Below are 14,763 nucleotides of genomic sequence, written 5' to 3' on the forward strand. Positions count from 1 at the left end.
TACGGCGTGCCTCCCTATCCCTCCTATCGTAGCTATACCGCCAGTACCGAAGCTGGAATCCAAATCGCCCGGTGCAGCCTGGATCGTGCCGGTCATTAAGAGAATGCTGACAGTGAGGAGAGCAAAGAACATTAACTTTCGAGCGTGTTTGCGAAACATTTTTCCTCCTGGAAAATATCCTGCCCTGATGCAAGCGAACGCTCCCCATGATGGAGAGGGCTGTCGTCCGTTCCCGGTAGGGCAGGCGAGATGTCATGAGCCTGGAAGAATACGCGTGCCCTCTCATGCGCATTCCCTGGTTGCTGGGTGACGTCTATTTGGAGACGCTGTTGCCCGCAGCTATTTGCCGGCAGTATACAAAACAGAGCATTACCAAATCATTACCAACTTTTGGGAGAGGCATACCCGGTTGTTCACGTCGCGCCTGGGCGGCGGGAAAGGAAAGAAGACGTCCATCCCACAACGAGATGGACGTCAATAGAAAGGAGGAGAACGTGTGGGGGTCAACCCTCGCGTTTTTCCAACGCGCGGGCTGCGTCTAAAGGAGAAGTGGTGTGATTACGGCGTCCAGGGGCTACTCTGGCCGTCGTAGTTGCCGGACATGAGGACCAGGTCGAGCAGGTCCACCAGGCCGGTCTCGTTCACGTCGGAATTCTGCTGCCCATTGCCGCCACCGTCGGCGCAGGTGTTGTTGCCCGTGCCGAAGTCGGCCCCGATGCAGGTGGCGTCCGCCAGCGTGATTTCGTTGTCGTCGTTGGCGTCGCCGCCGAGGAGGAGGACGGTCGCCGGGCTGATGAGGCCGTTGGCGTCCGGCCCGCTGGCGGTGAAGGCGTGGGCGTAGTCGGTGGCGCTGTCCGCGGTGGTGGGCAGGTGCAGGGGAGCGTCGCTGTAGAGGTAGACGACTTCGTCCAGCACCGCGCCCAGCGGGGTGGTCGTGTACGCGCCGGAACTGGCGCTGCTGCCGTTGCCTAACTCAACCGCCGTGGCCCGGTTGGCGACGTCGAACACCTGGATGGTGGCCCCGCTGTCGTTGGGTCGCCCTTCGCGGTCGATGAAGCCGGTGAAGCGGAGGTCGATGACGATGATTTCGCCGTCGTTGGTGTCCAGGATGAGGCGCAGGCCGCTCCCTTCCTCCGCACCGAAGCCGCCGTTGTTCACGTACACCTTCACCCCCGCCTGAGCCGCGCTGGCCAGCAGGGCCGGGTCGGTGGCCACGTCGAAGATGGCCGTGCCGGCAGCAATCGAGGTCATGTCCAGCGTAATCACCTGGTTGTCCACGCCGGCGGCGTCCGCGTCCGGCTCCTGGCGATAGCAGTGACCCGTTATCACGCCGGAGGTGGCCGTGTCCAGGACACAGCCACCCGCGCCGCCGGCGAAGGTGCTGGCCGCCGCACTGTTCAGGGTCAGGCGGGTGTTGTCGTAGGTGAGTTCAAACTGCACCCCGTACAGCCCCGCCGCGTCCACGCCCACGGTGGTGATGAAGGTCTCCCCGTTGAACACCTCGCGCTGCTCCAGGGCGGTGTCCGTCGGGTCGGGGGCGAAGAACAGTTCGGCAAAGGTGGGGTTGGTCACGTCCAGCGGCCCGGTGCCGCCGCTGCCGTCGCCGCTTGCCGCGCCGGCGCGCGCGCCCCAGGAGTTGTACTGCGCGTCCAGGTTGCTGGCGCCATCGTGCTGGATGCCGTTGCCGCCGTTGGCCTTGAACAGGTTGCCGCGCACGGTGACCACGCCACCCAGGGCCACGCCGCTGTCAATTTGCAGGCCGGCGTCGGTGTTGTCGTGGAGGTAGCCGCTGACCAGCTTGAAGGAGGTGACGTCCGCGGCCACCTGCACGCCGTCCGCCCAATTGAGGATTTCGCAGCCATCGACGATGAGGTTATCGCCGCCCGCCTGCACCAGGATGGCCGGGAAGGGGCTGTTGCACTGCCTGTGCCGCCGGGGTCGCCGTCCAGCACGCCGCCGGCGCTGCAATCGACGGTCACGTCCGCGGCGGTGATGGTCAGGGCGGGGGAGCCGGGGATAATGGTGGCCCCATTCATCTCAATGGTCAGTCCAGCCTTGTCTACAACTGCTCCCATATAAGCCACGCCTGGTGTCAGCGTAATGGTGTCGCCCGGATTGGCGGCATTTACCAGGTCCTGTAAGGACTCTACCTGGGATTGATAAATGATGGAAGTTAATGTTGAAAGTAGTTGCTGTCATCACGATAGTTTGCTACTGCCAGATAGGTGCTGTTGCCAATGGTGAAGGATTCCCAATCAGTGGCCCCGTGGGTGGGAACAGTCTGCACTTCAACAAACGAACTGCCATTCCAGTGGTAAATGCGGGAGTCCAGGTTCCAGTTCGTGCCATCATTACGACTGGCTAACGCCAGGTAGTTTTTCGTTGTCAATGGTAAAGGCGTGCCAGTCAAAACCTCCAACGGTGGGGATGGTCTGGAACTCGACAAAGGCGCTGCCATTCCAACGGTAGATAATTGAGTTGAGGCCATAGGTGCTCCCATCGTACCAATTTGCTACCGCCAGATACGTGTCGCTACCGATGGTGAATGATTCCCAGTCGGTCGCGCCGTGGGTGGGGATAGTCTGTATCTCGATAAACGAGCTGCCATTCCAACGAAAGATGCGCGAACTCTGGTTATAGTTGCCGGCGCTATAATGTTGAGTCAGCGCCAGATACGTGTCGTTGCCAATGGTGAACGGTTCCCAATCATAAGCCCCATTCGTGGAAATAGCCTGTACCTCCGTGAATTGGCTACCATTCCAACGATAGATGCGGGAGATAAGTTGTTGGGTTGTCGCATCGTTGAAATTGGCCACGGCCAGATAAGTGTCTCCACCGATGACGAACGATTCCCAATCCGGCGTCTGGTTTCGTAGGAAAGCTCTGCATCTCCAATGAAATGCAGATCCATTCCAGCGATAGACCTTGGAGTTGATATTTGGCGTCGTGTCGTTGTGTGAGTTCGCCACCGCCAGATAGGTGTCGCCGCCAATGGTGAATGGTTCCCAATCCCGCGCCCCCATTCGTCGGGATCGCCTGCACTTCAACGAAGGCAGTCCCATTCCAGCGATAAATGCGAGAATCAAGGTTGTGAGTCGAACCATTGCGAATTATTGGCTACTGCCAAATAGGTGTCGCCGCCGATGGTAAACGCCTCCCAATCATAGGCTCCGTCTGTGACAACGATCTGCACTTGCTGGATGTCCGGATTAGCGGCCCGGGTAGTCCCTGTCATGATCATCATGATAAGGAGCAGCAGCGCCAACGTCCAAGATTTACGGATGTGTCGATAAAACATTTCTTCCTCCTGAAAAGAAGTCTGTCCACCTACCAAACGCTCCCCGTGGTGGAGAGGGCCGGCGCCTGAGCTTTGGCCGACAGATGAGAGTCCTTGTTTCGCAGGAATGCGAATGCCCTCTCATTCGCATTTAGTGGTTGGCAATTCGCGTCCATTGGGGACAATGTTGCCGCCAACTACTTGCCGGCAGTATACAAAACAGGGCATTACCAAATCATTACCAACAATGAAACGTTGACTCTACTGAAAAAAGGCCAAAAACCGGGTTTTTACACATGAACCACTCTGGTGATTTCGGCCGGACACTCGAAAAACCCGGTTTTTTCAGTGAACTCAAACATTGACATGCCGTCTCTTGTTTTGTAGACTGGTCTTATACTAGTCTAAAGGGGTGTTTTACATGGAAACGGTCGGCGCTTATGAAGCGAAAACCCATCTTTCGGAATTACTGGAGCGCGTTGCGCGGCAAGGCGCTCGCATCACCATCACCCGACACGGTGTGCCCGTGGCCATCCTGCAACCCGTTGATCCAAACGAGCAGGTTGATGTTGCTACGGTCATTGCGGACCTGCGTCACTTTCGCCAACAAAACAGTCTGGGCGATACGACGATTCGTGACCTGATCGAAGAAGGCAGGCGTTAAATGAGCAGCCTCTTTGTTATTGACAATTCCGTCATCATGACCTGGTGTTTCCAGGATGAAGCGGACCCCTATGCGGACGCCGTGCTTGACAAATTGATAACCGCAAAGGCCATCGTACCGTCTATCTGGCCGCTGGAGGTTGTGAATGTGCTGTTGGTCGCGGAGCACCGGTGGCGGCTGCGCCAGACAGATAGCGTACGTTTCCTGGCGCTGCTGGCACAATTACCGATCACTGTGGAACATGAGCGCATAGAGAAAAGAATGGGTGAGATTCTGGCCCTGGGAAGGGCGACCCATCTTTCGAGCTATGACGCGGCCTATCTAGAGCTATCCATGCGGCTGGGATTACCCATAGCGACGCTTGACCAGAAATTGCTTGCCGCGGCCCAGCAGGTAGCCGTTCCCTTGTTCGACATCTAGGTGCGGAAGGAAAGGAGGCTTCTTCAGTACTGGCTGGAGACTGTGGTTGCCAGTTGTGATGACAATTAGCCAGAGCAACCAAGGGGAGGGGGCGTCCCCCCACAATGGGGGGACGCCGCTAAAACGGAGGGAAAGAAAGTCCGCGCAAACTTCAGTTTGTGGCAAGATTGGTCCAATCTCTGAGATTGGACCAATCTAAAACTGGCCGCTTACGGCGTCCAGGGGCTACTCTGGCCGTCGTAGTTGCCGGACATGAGGACCAGGTCGAGCAGGTCTACCAGACCGGTCTCGTTCACGTCCGAGTTCTGTAGCGCATTGCCGCCACCGTCGGCGCAGGTGTTGTTGCCCGTGCCGAAGTCGGCCCCGATGCAGGTGGCGTCCGCCAGCGTGATTTCGTTGTCGTCGTTGGCGTCGCCGCCGAGGAGGAGGACGGTCGCCGGGCTGATGAGGCCGTTGGCGTCCGGGCCGCTGGCGGTGAAGGCGTGGGCGTAGTCGGTGGCGCTGTCCGCGGTGGTGGGCAGGTGCAGGGGGGCGTCGCTGTAGAGGTAGACGACTTCGTCCAGCACCGCGCCCAGCGGAGTGGTGGTGTACGCGCCGGAACTGGCGCTGCTGCCGTTGCCTAACTCAACCGCCGTGGCCCGGTTGGCGACGTCGAACACCTGGATGGTGGCCCCGCTGTCGTTGGGTCGCCCTTCGCGGTCGATGAAGCCGGTGAAGCGGAGGTCGATGACGATGATTTCGCCGTCGTTGGTGTCCAGGATGAGGCGCAGGCCGCTCCCTTCCTCCGCACCGAAGCCGCCGTTGTTCACGTACACCTTCACCCCGGCCTGGGCCGCGCTGGCCAGCAGGGCCGGGTCGGTGGCCACGTCGAAGATGGCCGTGCCGGCAGCAATCGAGGTCATGTCCAGCGTGATCACCTGGTTGTCCGCCCCCGCCGCGTCCGCGTCCGGCTCCTGGCGATAGCAGTGACCGCTAATGACCCCAGAGGTGGTCGTGTCCAGGATGCAGCCGCCCGCGCCGCCGGCGAAGGTGCTGGCCGCCGCGCCGTTGAGCGTCAATCTGGTGTCGTCGTAGTACAGTTCAAACTGCACCCCGTACAGCCCCGCCGCGTCCACGTCCACGGTGGTGATGAAGGTCTCCCCGTTGAACACCTCGCGCTGCTCCAGGGCGGTGTCCGTCGGGTCGGGGGCGAAGAACAGTTCGGAGAAGGTGGGGTTGGTCACGTCCAGCGGCCCGGTGCCGCCGCTGCCGTCGCCGGAGGCCGCGCCGGCGCGCGCGCCCCAGGAGTTGTACTGCGCGTCCAGGTTGCTGGCGCCATCGTGCTGGATGCCGTTGCCGCCGTTGGCCTTGAACAGGTTGCCGCGCACGGTGACCACGCCGCCCAGGGCCACGCCGCTGTCGATTTGCAGGCCGGCGTCGGTGTTGTCGTGGAGGTAGCCGCTGACCAGCTTGAAGGAGGTGACGTCCGCCGCCACCTGCACGCCGTCTTCCCAATGCCGGATTTCGCAGCCGTCCACGATGAGGTTGTCGCCGCCGGACTGTACCAGGATGGCCGGGAAGGGGCTGTTGCTGCCGGTGTTGTCCGGGTCGCCGTCCAGCACGCCGCCGGCGGCGCAATCCACGGTCACGTCCGCGGCGGTGATGGTTAGCGCGGGTGAGCCGGGGATAATGGTGGCCCCATTCACGTCAACCGTCAGTCCAACTTTGTCTACAGTTGCCCCATAATATGATGTTCCTGGCGTGAGGATAATCGTATCACCTGGACTTGCTGCATCCACTAGTTCTTGCAGTGATTCTGCCTGGAACTGATAAATGCGGGAATTGATGTTGCGGGTTGTGCCATCATATTGGTTTGCTACTGCCAGATAAGTAGCGCTACCGATAGTAAACGGCGCCCAATCGCGCGCTCCACTGGTGGCAATGGCTTGCACTTCAATAAAAGCGCTGCCATTCCAACGATAGATGCGGGAGTCAATGTTAGAGGTTGTGTCGTCCCCATTATTGGCAACTGCCAGGTAGCTGTTGCCCCCGATGGTAAACGCCGCCCAGTCACGCGCTCCATGGGTGGGGATGGCTTGCACCTCGACAAAGGTGCTGCCATTCCAACGGTAGATGCGGGAGTCAATGTTTTTGGTTGTGTCATTATACAAGTTAGCCACTGCCAGATAGGTGTCGCTGCCAATGGTAAACGATTCCCAGTCCTCGGCTCCATTGGTGGGAATGGCCTGCACTTCAATAAAAGCGCTGCCATTCCAACGATAGATGCGGGAGTTGACGTTATTCGTCGCACCATTGTTGGCGTTAGCTACCGCCAGATAGGTGTCACTGCCAATGGTAAAGGATGTCCAATGTGCCGCCCAATTAGTAGGGATGGCCTGTATCTCAATAAACTGACTGCCGTTCCAGCGGTAAATACGAGAGTCGATGTTGCTGGTCGTACCATTGCTACTGTTAGCTACTGCCAGATAGGAGTCGCTGCCGATTGTAAACGCTTCCCAGTCATGTGCCCCATTGGTGGCAATAGCCTGTATCTCAATGAACTGACTGCCATTCCAGCGGTAGATACGGGAGTCAATGTTGAATGAGCCATTGCTAAAGTTAGCCACTGCCAGGTAGGTATCGCTGCCAATGGTAAACGATTCCAAATCACGAGCCTCATTTGTGGGGATTGCTTGTATCTCAACAAATGTGCCGCTGATTTGACGATAAATCCGGGAGTCAATATTGCCTGTTGCGTCATTGTAGTAATTGGCTACCGCCAAATAGGCATCGCTGCCAATCGTAAACGGTTCCCAATCGTAGGCCCCATTGGTAGAGATAGCTTGTACTTCCTGAAACTGAGGTTCGGCAGCCTGGGTGGTACTGACCATGGCCGTTATGATGACGGTCAGTAGAGCAAAGAACAAGAACCTGTGAGCGCGTTTGTGGACCATTTTTTCCTCCTGAAGAATAACCTGTCCTGATGCAAGCGAACGCTCCCCGTGGTGGAGAGGGCCGGCGTCCGCGTCTGAGCCGGGCGGCGAGTGGTAACTACGCCAAAGTAATGCGAATGCCCTCTCACTCGCATTCGGTGGTTGGCAATCCGTATCCATTGGGGATGATGTTGCCACCAGTTGCTTGCCGGCAGTATACAAAACAGGGCATTACCAAATCATTACCAGCCCTTGGGGTGGGAATACGCGGGTATTCATGGTGCATGTTTATTACACGAGAGTGAAAAGGAGACGTCCATCCCAAAGTGGGATGGACGTCAATAGAGAGGAGGAGAACGTGCGTGTAACACAAGATTGGTCCAATCTCTGAGATTGGACCAATCTAGAAGCGGCCGCTTACGGCGTCCAGGGGCTGCTCTGGCCGTCGTAGTTGCCGGACATGAGGACCAGGTCGAGCAGGTCCACCAGACCCGTCTCGTTCACGTCCGAGTTCTGCTGCCCGCCGCCGCCGCCGTCGGCGCAGGTGTTGTTGCCCGTGCCGAAGTCGGCGCCGATGCAGGTGGCGTCCGCCAGCGTGATTTCGTTGTCGTCGTTGGCGTCGCCGCCGAGGAGGAGGACGGTCGCCGGGCTGATGAGGCCGTTGGCGTCCGGGCCGCTGGCGGTGAAGGCGTGGGCGTAGTCGGTGGCGCTGTCCGCGGTGGTGGGCAGGTGCAGGGGGGCGTCGCTGTAGAGGTAGACGACTTCGTCCAGCACCGCGCCCAGCGGAGTGGTGGTGTACGCGCCGGAACTGGCGCTGCTGCCGTTGCCTAACTCAACCGCCGTGGCCCGGTTGGCGACGTCGAACACCTGGATGGTGGCCCCACTGTCGTTGGGCCGCCCTTCGCGGTCGATGAAGCCGGTGAAGCGGAGGTCGATGACGATGATTTCACCGTCGTTGGTGTCCAGGATGAGGCGCAGGCCGCTCCCTTCCTCCGCACCGAAGCCGCCGTTGTTCACGTACACCTTCACCCCGGCCTGGGCCGCGCTGGCCAGCAGGGCCGGGTCGGTGGCCACGTCGAAGATGGCCGTGCCGGCAGCAATCGAGGTCATGTCCAGCGTAATCACCTGGTTGTCCACGCCCGCCGCGTCCGCGTCCGGCTCCTGGCGGTAGCAGTGACCCGTTATCACGCCGGAGGTGGCCGTGTCCAGGACGCAGCCACCCGCGCCGCCGGCAAAGGTGCTGGCCGCCGCGCTGTTCAGGGTCAGGCGGGTGTCGTCGTAGGTGAGTTCAAACTGCACCCCGTACAGCCCCGCCGCGTCCACGTCCACGGTGGTGATGAAGGTCTCCCCGTTGAACACCTCTCGCTGCTCCAGGGCGGTGTCCGTCGGGTCGGGGGCGAAGAACAGTTCGGAGAAGGTGGGGTTGGTCACGTCCAGCGGTCCCGTGCCGCCGCTGCCGTCGCCGCTTGCCGCGCCGGCGCGCGCGCCCCAGGAATTGTACTGCGCGTCCAGGTTGCTGGCGCCGTCGTGCTGGATGCCGTTGCCGCCGTTGGCCTTGAACAGGTTGCCGCGCACGGTGACCACGCCGCCCAGGGCCACGCCGCTGTCGATTTGCAGGCCGGCGTCGGTGTTGTCGTGGAGGTAGCCGCTGACCAGCTTGAAGGAGGTGACGTCCGCCGCCACCTGTACGCCGTCTTCCCAATGCCGGATTTCGCAGCCGTCCACGATGAGGTTGTCGCCGCCGGACTGTACCAGGATGGCCGGGAAGAGGCTGTTGCCGCCCGCGCCACCCGGGTCGCCGTCCAGCACGCCGCCGGCGGCGCAATCCACGGTCACGTCCGCGGCGGTGATGGTCAGCGCGGGTGAGCCGGGGGCGAGTGTGGCCCCGTTCAGGTCGATGGTCAGCCCCGGTTTATTCACGATGGCCCCCAGATAAATCGTTCCCGGCGTCAATGTGATCGTTTCACCCGGATTGGCGGCATCTACCAGTGCTTGCAGTGATTCCGACTCTGCTTTGTAAATCACGGAGTCCACGTTCACAGTTGTCCCATCATAGGAATTGGCTATTGCCAGGTAGGTGTAGCTGCCGATGGTGAATGCCCGCCAGGAAATAGCTGAGTGCGCGGGGATAGCCTGTATCTCGACGAAGGAACTGCCATTCCAGCGATAAATGCGCGAATCAAGATTAAAGGTTACGCCATCGTAATGGTTGGCCACTGCCAGATACGTTTCAGTACCCATCGAAAACGCTTCCCAATCTTTAGCGCCATTGGTGGGGATCGCCTGTACCTCAACGAAGGCGCTGCCATTCCAACGGTAGATATACGAATTGATATTATGGGTTGCCCCATTGCTACTGTTTGCCACCGCCAGGTACGTGTCACCCCCGATGGTAAAGGCTTCCCAATCAAAGGCGCCATTGGTGGGGATTGCCTGTATTTCCGCGAAAGCGCTGCCATTCCACCGGTAGATCCGCGAGTCAACGTTGACAGTTGAATCATTGTTGTAGTTGGCCAATGCCAGGTATGAATCATTGCCAATGGTGAACGCCTTCCAATCAGTGGCCCCATTTGTGGGGATGGTTTGCACCAAAACAAAGGCGTTCCCATTCCAGCGGTAGATATAAGAATCGGCGTTGTAGCTGGAGTCATTATGGTGACTGGCTACGGCCAGATAAGTATCGCTACCGATAGTAAATGATTCCCAGTCAAAGGCTCCGACCGTCGGGATAGCCTGCACTTCGACAAAGGCGCTGCCGTTCCAGCGATAGATACGCGAGTCAATATGGTACGTTATACCGTTGTGGAGATTGGCCAGCGCCAGGTAGGTGTCGCCCCCAATCGTGAATGCTTCCCAATCATAGGCTGAATTCGTCGGGATGGCCTGCGTCTCGATAAACGCGCTGCCGTTCCAACGGTAGATATAGGAGTTGATATTGACGGAAACGTCGTCGCTGGAATTGGCTACGGCCAGATAGGTATCGCCCCCAATCGTGAACGCTTCCCAGTCCCAGGCTCTATGTGTGGGGATGTTCTGTATCTGTTGAAAATTCGGATTGGCGGCCTGCGTTATACCATGCACGACTAATATCGTGGCGAAAAGTAACGCCGGAAATATGAATCTGTGAGCGATCTTGTGAAGCATTATTCCTCCTGAGTAAAGGCTTGTCCCGCGTCAGCCGGGTACTCCCCGTAGCAGAGAAGGCCAGCACCCATCCCTGAGCCGGACAAGTAAATTGAGATTGTTTTGCCGGCATGGGAGCGCCTTCTCATCCCCGCCCGCCGCGACGACTTCGCCGGGTGTGGCAACGCCGTCATCGACCTTAGTGTAGTAGATGGAGCATTACCAAATCATTACCAGCATTGCCAGATCGTTAACACGGGAGGAGATGGCACGCGCCGCGGCGCGCCACCATGAATGACAACATCTTCCCGGAAGCTGTTCCCCAGGGCCATCATCCGTGACGAAGCTTCCGGGAAGGTTATTTTCGTAGATTGACAACCTCTTCCCGGAAGCTGTTCCCCAGGGCCATCATCCGTGACGAAGCTTCCGGGAAGATTATTCTCGTAGGAGGAAAAAGGGCTTTCTTTGTCGGGATTCTTTTGTTGACGCCTGATGGTAGTTTCTGTATTATCAAAACCACTCACGCCCGTGAGTTTGCCAGATGAAATAACCAATCTTTGCCTTTGGGAATCAACAACCACTCAGATCCCAGAGGTGCGGCGCACTTACAAACGGGATTTTTGTCGCGCGCATTCCGGGAAAGTGCGCCGCACCTGAGCCGTTACGGGAATCAGATGGCTTCTTTCCACCTAACGCTTTTTGGCTCTTTCCTTGCTGAATGGCAGGGACGTCCCCTTTCCTTCCGCTCTGATAAAATCCGGGCGCTTTTGGCGTACCTGGTGGTTGAATCCGGGGCAGCCCATGATCGCTCCGCTCTGGCTAACCTGCTATGGAGCGAAAAAACGGAACCGGATGCGCACAACAATTTGCGGGTATCGCTTTCCCGCCTGCGGCGCACGCTGCGACCGGTGAGCCAGGGCCTGGGTTCCGAGGTGCTGGACATTGGCCCGCAAACGGTTCAATTGCGGTTGCCCGCCGACGCGGCGCGCTGCTATATTGATGTGCGCATTTTCGACGAACTCATGCGGACCTGCGCCAATCATCCGCACCGCGCGCTCACTCACTGCCAGGTGTGTAATCGTCGTTTGCGACAGGCGGCGGCGCTGTATCAGGGGGAGTTTTTGCCGGCATTGTCAGTGCTGCCGAGTCCCGTTTTTGCCGAATGGCAACAGCGAAAGCAGGAGCATTATCAAGACGAGATGGTGCTGCTGCTGAAGGCACTGGCGACGCATGAGCAGTTGTTGGGTGATTGGAGCCTGGCGGAGCAATCCTGGCGACGCCTGGTGCAGTTTGTGCCCTGGGAGGAGACGGCGCATCGGGCGTTGATGGGGCTGTTGGCGGAGCGGGGAGAGAGAGAGGGGGCATTGGCGCAGTATGAGCAGTGCCGGCATATCCTGCGCACGGAACTGGGCATCCCTCCCTCTCACGAAACCATCGAACTGGCCGACGCCCTCAGAACAAGCAGAACCGTACCACAGCAGCGAAAACCCTCCCAAACCATGACGGATGCAACCCTACCTCAACCCACCACCCCCTTTGTGGGACGTACCAGAGAATTGCGGCAGCTAAAACAGACCCTTCTCGATCCCGCCTACCGCCTGGTTGTCATTACCGGACCGGGCGGCGCCGGCAAAACGCGGTTGGCTCTGGCCGTGACCGCGCAGATTGCCGCTTATTTCGAGGACGGCGTACGGTTAGTTTCCCTGGCCGACACACAAAATTACGAACAGGGTCCCGTTTTACCCCACGCGGTAGCCCATGCATTGCGACTGGACCTGAATGGCCGACAGTCGCCCGCGCGCCAGGTGTTGGATTACCTGCACAGCAGAGACATTTTCCTGTTGCTGGACAATCTGGAACATTTGATGGGGGAGGAGGCGTTTATCGTTGATCTGCTGCAACACACCAAACGTGTGACCTTGTTAGTGACATCACGGGAACGATTGAGCGTTCAGGCGGCCTATAACCTGCCGCTTGCGGGTCTGGATGTGCCACCCGCGCATGTGATGGATGTGGAATCCGCTCTGACGTTCGACAGTGTGCGGCTGTTCAATGAACGCGCCATGCGGCAACCTCAGGCGGCGGCGCTGGATGACGGGAACGTGGGCTACGTGGCGCGTATCTGCCGGCTGGTGGAAGGGCTGCCGTTGGCGTTGGAACTGGCGGCGGCCTGGGCCGGCTACCTTACGTATGTGGAGTTGTGCCAGACGGTGGCCGAGAATATGGATATGCTGGGGGTGGAACTCGTGGATATGCCGGCACGACAACGCAGTATCCGGGCCACCCTGGACAGTTCCTGGCAGCTCCTGGCTCCCCCCCTGCAAACCAACTTGCGACAACTGGCGGTGTTTCGCGGCGGCTTTCAACGCGAGGCCGCCCTTAAGATCGCCAACACCACGCTCAACAGCCTGAATGCCCTGATAGACAAATCCCTGCTGCGGCGGGATAACGAGGGGCGATACAACTGGCATCCCCTCGTGCAGCAGTTCGCCGAACAAAAGCTGCAACGGCAACCTGATGCGCAACGGATCTACCATGCCCACGCCCGCTTCTATTTGACGCTCGTCGCCGACCAGGAACTGGCCCTGACCGGTTGGCAACCACGAGAAGCGGCGGATCGGTTACGCATAGACTGGGAAAATATCCAGCAGGCCATCGCCTGGGCAGCCCCCCAGGGTGACCTGGAAGCCGTGCAGGGCAGCCTGGCCCCCCTCAGCGAATACTTCGTCCAGGCCAGTCTGACCGAAATGGGCATATCCTTGTTCCACGCCATCGAGAAATGGATTAACGAACGCAACACCGCGCCCCCGCCCTTCTTATCGGAATACATTCGCATACATCTGGCGCGGTGCTTGCTGACGCAAGGCAAAACGAATGAGGCGCTACAGGTCATTGACCAGGTTCTGCGCGTGGACGAAAGGGTGCGCTTGCCGACCCTCCTCCTGGTTACGGCTTATTTGCATCGGGGGCGTTGCCTGCAACAGCAGGCCCGTTTTGCGGAAGCCCAGGAGATATTGGAAAAGGCCTTGCAACTGGCCCAGACGGATCAGTTGATCCACATCGAAGCGCAGATTCTGGGCAATCTGGCCGGCGTCTATGGCGCGCGCCACCATTTTGACGCGGCCAAAAGCTGTCTGGAAAAGGCGGAAGGCCTGGCACATGAGATTGGGAATCGTCGCCTGCTCTGCCACGCGCTGAGTATTTTGAATTCGATTCACTTCAACCAGGGTGACTATGAACGTTCCCTGGAAATAAGTCAACGTGTCGTTGCCATCAGTCAAGAAATGGATTTCCGCGTGGGTCAGAGCCAGGGGCTTTATCTTCTGGCAGGTGTCTATCGCCAGTTGGGGGCGCTGCGCGAGGCCCGGCAGGCGGCGGAAAGGGCGCTGCTCTCCGTAGAGGAACGGGGGCATCCCTATGAACAAATGGTTATTCGTCAGCAGATAGCGTTGATGCACAACGACATGGGGCTACACTATCAGGCTTATCATGAACTGCTTGACTTGCTGCACACGTGCCGCGAGGGAAAATGGCGCTGGCAGGAAGTGGACATCCTAACGGACCTTACCAGGGTTTTGTGTCATTTAGGGGATTATCAGAGGGCGAACCACTACTTTCAGGAGGCGGAGCAACTGGCGGAAGAGATTGGCGCGCTGGAGTTTGTTTTCTTGGGGATGGTGGGAGGGTATCTTTTGAACCAGCGGGGCGAGTACGATGCGGCTACGGCTTACTGCTTGCGGGGCTGGGAGGTGGGGGTAGCCAGTGGGAACAAATTTACGCAGGCTTGCGCACAGTTGTATTTGGGATGGGGTTATGCCGGCATTAACCAATGGCCGGAAAGTGAGACCGCATTCCGCCTGGCCCTGGACCTGTTCCGACAGACCGGGCAACACCATCGCGCCCTCGAAGCCCGCGCCGGCCTGGCCCACACGCTGCTGCAAAATCAGCAGATCGATCAGGCCGAACGCGAGGCGCGGCCCGTCTGGGAAAGAATACAGAGTGGAAATATCGACGGCCTGGAAGACCTGGGAATGGCCTGCCTGGTATGTTGTCACACATTGCGGGCGCAAGGAAATACGAAACTGGCGCAGCAGATCATCATCCAGACCGCGCACATCATCAACGCGCGCGCGCAAAAGATCGCGGATGACCGGCTGCGTCGCTGCTATGTCGAAGGTGTCAAGGCCCATCAAGAGATACTACTGACCGCCTCCAAGCGGAGTAAGAGCCATTGACGCGCAAGGGGAGCGTCGCCAGAGGGGTATCCTGGTAATGTGGTGGGGTGGGTGATGCCGGCAAAGCGTGCTTTGCGGCGACTTCTTCATCATTTCCGACTGTTTTGCGTCCTACATGACGAGCATTCAGCC

The 14,763-nt window shown here is 58.9% G+C and carries 10 protein-coding genes; 4 read left to right on the forward strand and 6 right to left on the reverse strand.

Features of this window, described 5'->3' with window-relative positions; translation table 11 throughout:
- Nucleotides 1-558: 558 nt before the first annotated feature.
- The 4 genes from H6650_02245 to H6650_02260 all read right to left on the reverse strand — a co-directional run bounded on the left by H6650_02245 (nucleotide 559) and on the right by H6650_02260 (nucleotide 3,298).
- Nucleotides 559-1,968, reverse strand: coding sequence for a right-handed parallel beta-helix repeat-containing protein (locus H6650_02245; GenBank protein MCB8950813.1), 1,410 nt, complete (start codon nucleotides 1,966-1,968; stop codon nucleotides 559-561).
- Between the two features lie 205 nt (nucleotides 1,969-2,173).
- Nucleotides 2,174-2,389 (reverse strand): hypothetical protein, encoded by a 216-nt coding sequence (locus H6650_02250; protein MCB8950814.1) that lies wholly within the window; start codon nucleotides 2,387-2,389, stop codon nucleotides 2,174-2,176.
- Nucleotides 2,352-3,023 carry a hypothetical protein gene (locus H6650_02255; GenBank protein ID MCB8950815.1) on the reverse strand — a complete coding sequence of 224 codons (672 nt, stop codon included), beginning with the start codon at nucleotides 3,021-3,023 and terminating at the stop codon, nucleotides 2,352-2,354. The genes H6650_02250 and H6650_02255 overlap by 38 nt, the downstream gene beginning before the upstream one ends.
- Nucleotides 3,024-3,082: 59 nt before the next feature.
- Nucleotides 3,083-3,298, reverse strand: a complete 216-nt coding sequence (locus H6650_02260) for a hypothetical protein (protein MCB8950816.1) — start codon at nucleotides 3,296-3,298, stop codon at nucleotides 3,083-3,085.
- A 400-nt stretch (nucleotides 3,299-3,698) separates the two neighbouring features.
- Here H6650_02260 and H6650_02265 point away from each other — a divergent pair, with 400 nt between their 5' ends.
- Nucleotides 3,699-3,941: a type II toxin-antitoxin system Phd/YefM family antitoxin gene (locus H6650_02265; protein MCB8950817.1), complete on the forward strand. Its 243-nt coding sequence runs from the start codon at nucleotides 3,699-3,701 to the stop codon at nucleotides 3,939-3,941.
- Entirely contained in the window at nucleotides 3,942-4,361 is a 420-nt protein-coding gene (locus tag H6650_02270; protein ID MCB8950818.1) for a type II toxin-antitoxin system VapC family toxin, read from the forward strand.
- Nucleotides 4,362-4,570: 209 nt separating this feature from the next.
- Here the strand turns inward: H6650_02270 and H6650_02275 are convergent, their stop codons facing one another.
- Nucleotides 4,571-7,294 carry a hypothetical protein gene (locus tag H6650_02275; protein MCB8950819.1) on the reverse strand — a complete coding sequence of 908 codons (2,724 nt, stop codon included), beginning with the start codon at nucleotides 7,292-7,294 and terminating at the stop codon, nucleotides 4,571-4,573.
- Nucleotides 7,295-7,690: 396 nt separating this feature from the next.
- Complete coding sequence (locus H6650_02280; GenBank protein ID MCB8950820.1) at nucleotides 7,691-10,354, reverse strand: right-handed parallel beta-helix repeat-containing protein; 2,664 nt, start codon at nucleotides 10,352-10,354, stop codon at nucleotides 7,691-7,693.
- 165 nt (nucleotides 10,355-10,519) lie between these two features.
- Here H6650_02280 and H6650_02285 point away from each other — a divergent pair, with 165 nt between their 5' ends.
- Nucleotides 10,520-10,690: a hypothetical protein gene (locus H6650_02285; protein MCB8950821.1), complete on the forward strand. Its 171-nt coding sequence runs from the start codon at nucleotides 10,520-10,522 to the stop codon at nucleotides 10,688-10,690.
- Nucleotides 10,691-11,070: 380 nt separating this feature from the next.
- The gene (locus H6650_02290) at nucleotides 11,071-14,631 is read left to right on the forward strand and encodes a tetratricopeptide repeat protein (GenBank protein MCB8950822.1); all 3,561 of its coding nucleotides are present in this window, start codon (nucleotides 11,071-11,073) and stop codon (nucleotides 14,629-14,631) included.
- Nucleotides 14,632-14,763 lie beyond the last annotated feature (132 nt).

Source organism: Ardenticatenales bacterium (genome assembly GCA_020634515.1).
In the GTDB taxonomy this organism is placed as follows: domain Bacteria; phylum Chloroflexota; class Anaerolineae; order Promineifilales; family Promineifilaceae; genus JAGVTM01.

Excerpts from the sequence above, each read along its gene's own strand:
- H6650_02275 (MCB8950819.1), bottom strand. The coding sequence starts at position 7,294 with ATGGTCCACAAACGCGCTCACAGGTTCTTGTTCTTTGCTCTACTGACC.
- H6650_02270 (MCB8950818.1), top strand. The coding sequence starts at position 3,942 with ATGAGCAGCCTCTTTGTTATTGACAATTCCGTCATCATGACCTGGTGT.
- H6650_02255 (MCB8950815.1), bottom strand. The coding sequence starts at position 3,023 with ATGGGGGCGCGGGATTGGGAACCATTCACCATTGGCGGCGACACCTAT.
- H6650_02290 (MCB8950822.1), top strand. The coding sequence starts at position 11,071 with ATGGCTTCTTTCCACCTAACGCTTTTTGGCTCTTTCCTTGCTGAATGG.
- H6650_02260 (MCB8950816.1), bottom strand. The coding sequence starts at position 3,298 with ATGTTTTATCGACACATCCGTAAATCTTGGACGTTGGCGCTGCTGCTC.
- H6650_02265 (MCB8950817.1), top strand. The coding sequence starts at position 3,699 with ATGGAAACGGTCGGCGCTTATGAAGCGAAAACCCATCTTTCGGAATTA.